The sequence below is a fragment of the Nocardioides sp. genome (genome assembly GCF_041600255.1).
GTDB lineage: Bacteria > Actinomycetota > Actinomycetes > Propionibacteriales > Nocardioidaceae > Nocardioides.
Genome location: NZ_JBFIKK010000246.1, coordinates 1 through 1,658, shown reverse-complemented (window position 1 = coordinate 1,658; position 1,658 = coordinate 1). Strand labels below are relative to the sequence as shown.

Below are 1,658 nucleotides of genomic sequence, written 5' to 3'. Positions count from 1 at the left end.
GCACGAAGAAGGCGACGACCACGACGACGGTGGAGGCGTCCCCCGAGGGCGGCACCCGGTCCGGCTCGGCAGAGCTCGCGGCCACCCCCGGACTCGAGGACGGCCTGCCCCGCACGGACCCGTCCGCTGCGGACCTCACCTTGTTGGACTCGCTGCGGGTGGAGGCCGAGCCCGCCCGTTCGGGCTACGACCGCGGCCTGTTCGCCCACTGGGGCGACGCCGACCACGACGGGTGCGACACCCGCTGCGAGGTGCTCACCAGCCAACAACTCCCGGACAAGTCGTGGTACTCGGCGTGGGATGGCGCGACCGAGGTCGACTCCAGCCTCGTCCACATCGACCACATCGTCGCGCTGGCCGAAGCCTGGGACTCCGGCGCGCACGGGTGGACGAGTTCCCGCCGCCGCGACTTCGCGAACGACCGCGCCAACCTGATCGCCGTCACCGCCTCGAGCAACCTCCGCAAGTCGGACAAGGACGCAGCCGAATGGTTCCCGTCCCACGCCGAGTCCAACTGCCTGTGGGCGACCACGGTCGTCAACGTCAAGGCCGCGTACGACCTGTCCGTCGACCAGGCCGAGAAGAACGCGCTCGGCAACCTGCTCAAGGGTTGCGGAGCCGCACCGGCGACGACGACACCCCCGCCCACCAGCCCGCCGCCGACCAGTCCCCCGCCCACGAGCCCGCCACCCACCAACCCGCCGCCGACGAGCCCGCCACCGCCGAGTGGCCCCGGCAGCAACGCCGACGGCAGCTACAAGAACTGCACCGAGGCACGCGAGCGCGGCGGAGCGCCCGTCCACCGTGGCCAGCCCGGATACGGCACCCACCTCGACCGCGACGGCGACGGCGTCGGCTGCGAGAGCTGACACCCGTCGCCCCCGACAAACAGAAGAGCCGGTCCAGTGGACCGGCTCTGACCTGCTACTTCTTCCGTCGGGCTGGGGAGATTCGAACTCCCGACCTCTTGACCCCCAGTCAAGCGCGCTAACCAAGCTGCGCCACAGCCCGTGGGAGCGGTCAATCTAGCGGCGCCGACCGGGTCGGCCGGAATCCGGGCACCGAGGCGACCGAACCTCGCTCAGAGAAGCCAGCCGACGAGCTGGACCAGACGCCAGCCGAGGTACACGATCAAGAACGCGAGCATCACCTTGAAGTGCCACGGCACGGTGGGCGCGGCGGGGGCCGCGCCCGGGTCGGCCACATGGTGGCCCTCGGGGCAGTCGCCGGCTCGATCCAGGGTGTTGGGGTTGTAGAAGCGGTCGCAGCCCGCGCAGAACGGCACGTCAGGCTCCCAGGGTGGCGGTCACCCGCGACGGCACCGGACGGCCGATCAGGCCGGCCACCGACGAGGCCACGCCCACCATGGCTGCGAGGTCGATCCCGGTGTCGATCCCCAGTCCATCGCAGAGGTGCACCAGGTCTTCGGTCGCCAGGTTGCCGCCGGCGCCGGCGGCGAAGGGAGAGCCACCGAGGCCGCCCACCGCGGTGTCGAACGCGGTGACGCCCAGGAGCAGGGCGGCGAAGGCGTTGGCGAGGGCCGTGCCACGCGTGTCGTGCAGGTGGAGGCGTACCTCGGGACCGACCGCGGTGACCACGTCGGCGATGCGCTCCGGCGTGGCGATCCCCGTGGTGTCGGCGAGGGTGATGTGGGTGCT

The 1,658-nt window shown here is 71.7% G+C and carries 2 protein-coding genes, 1 tRNA gene and 1 pseudogene; 1 reads left to right on the top strand and 3 read right to left on the bottom strand.

Translation table 11 applies throughout. The features are described 5' to 3' along the window. Positions 1-869, top strand: an 869-nt coding sequence (locus ABZE72_RS16825) for an excalibur calcium-binding domain-containing protein (protein ID WP_372730182.1), incomplete at its 5' end; no start/stop codon positions are given. A 67-nt stretch (positions 870-936) separates the two neighbouring features. Here the strand turns inward: ABZE72_RS16825 and ABZE72_RS16820 are convergent. The 3 genes and pseudogenes from ABZE72_RS16820 to ABZE72_RS16810 all read right to left on the bottom strand — a co-directional run. After that, positions 937-1,011: transfer RNA gene (locus ABZE72_RS16820), tRNA-Pro, on the bottom strand. Positions 1,012-1,081: 70 nt separating this feature from the next. Continuing rightward, positions 1,082-1,285, bottom strand: coding sequence for a hypothetical protein (locus ABZE72_RS16815; RefSeq protein WP_372730181.1), 204 nt, complete (start codon positions 1,283-1,285; stop codon positions 1,082-1,084). A 1-nt stretch (position 1,286) separates the two neighbouring features. After that, positions 1,287-1,658, bottom strand: a pseudogene (locus ABZE72_RS16810) (hydroxymethylglutaryl-CoA lyase); the annotation flags it as partial.